The sequence below is a fragment of the Ectobacillus antri genome, from assembly GCF_003852715.1.
Taxonomy (GTDB): domain Bacteria; phylum Bacillota; class Bacilli; order Bacillales; family Bacillaceae_G; genus Ectobacillus; species Ectobacillus antri.
Window position 1 is genome coordinate 1 of the sequence record NZ_RIAV01000060.1, and the last position, 1,293, is coordinate 1,293.

Annotated in this window: 2 protein-coding genes; both read right to left on the reverse strand. The window is 38.1% G+C overall.

Going from position 1 to position 1,293, the window contains the following annotated elements; translation table 11 throughout:
* Window positions 1–74: 74 nt before the first annotated feature.
* Window positions 75–410, reverse strand: coding sequence for a hypothetical protein (locus EEJ45_RS18015; protein WP_124566124.1), 336 nt, complete (start codon window positions 408–410; stop codon window positions 75–77).
* Between the two features lie 24 nt (window positions 411–434).
* A complete protein-coding gene (locus tag EEJ45_RS18020) occupies window positions 435–986 on the reverse strand; it encodes a DUF3967 domain-containing protein (RefSeq protein WP_124566125.1) in 552 nt (183 codons plus the stop codon).
* Window positions 987–1,293: the final 307 nt, after the last annotated feature.

Sequence of the window (1,293 nt, forward strand, 5' to 3'; positions counted from 1 at the left end):
CCACTTGAACAGATTTTGCTTTTCCATACTGATCACGCCCTTTTTTAGAGTAATAGTATCAGTATGTCCAAGCTTTAGAGATTAATTGCGACTGTTTTGAGATTTTTGCACCAGAACCCGCCAAGGGGTATTAAATCAAAATCTATCTTTTTATCTATTTCCCCAGATTGCAACACCATTGATTTAACCGTTACCCTCGTCTTACCCTTATTGGACAATAGTAGCGTTATACCAGCTTTTGTTGCATAGGGTATCACGTCAAGCCTCAGCATATAGTACTGATATTTTTTTACCGATATTTTTAGTTTTGACTTATTGACATACGGCAACAGCCACTTGTGTAGGATAAACTGTGATAACATCCCTAACAAAAACGTAAGTATAGGCAAAACAAAGTTAATTGTACCCATAAAAATACCCCTGTCTGTTAGTCTCTATTTCCAAAACTCGTACCAGCGTTTTTCTCTAACACTCGCAATTTGCTTTTTTGTATCTTGCATCTCTCGTATAGCAATCATAAGTTGCTTGTCTCTACCCTCGTCACGTTGTTTTATAAATTCACGTTGCTTTTGTAATTCCTGTATCAAGGCTTGATTAAACTCCTCTTGTCGGCGATTATACTCACGCACCTCTGCCAATTCCTCACGCAACGCCTTCAACTCTTCAGCAATTTCATGCCCTATTTCTTTTTTTGGAGGTACAACAAACTCTTTCCCTCCAGTCGCAAAGTAGTATTCTACTTGTTTGATAGCCATGCCCTGTTCTCGATGTAGTTGCTTGATTTCTTTCACCTTTTCGAGTGCCTCATTATCAAAAACATTGTAACCAGCCTGATTTTTTGTAACTGGAATGTAGTGTTTTAACTCCTTTAACCAGTTCCGTATCGTGTGTGGCGATTCCTCAACGATTCCAGCAACCTCTTTAACCGTGAAAACCTTATCTGTTTTACTTAGGTTTTTATCTACTTGATTATCACTTTTACTCATGTTTTTACTCACCCTCTTTACTTAGGTTTTTACTCAGGTTTTTGAATAATCACTCCTGATTATCGCTTTTACTCAGCTTTTTACCCTTAGTAAAAACCTAGATTTTAATCTACTAAGCTATGTATTCTTTGCTAAGGTTAGTATAACCTTTTACTCAAGTTTTTACAGCCATGCCTTAGCCATTACCTATCTATATATAAGTGATTTAATTTTTCGACATACGGCGCTCAGTGAATGCCGAGACGCTGCAGCACAGCTGCCGGCGTAGCTGAGACTTCAGTCAGAAAGCTCGTGACTGCTTCTTCAA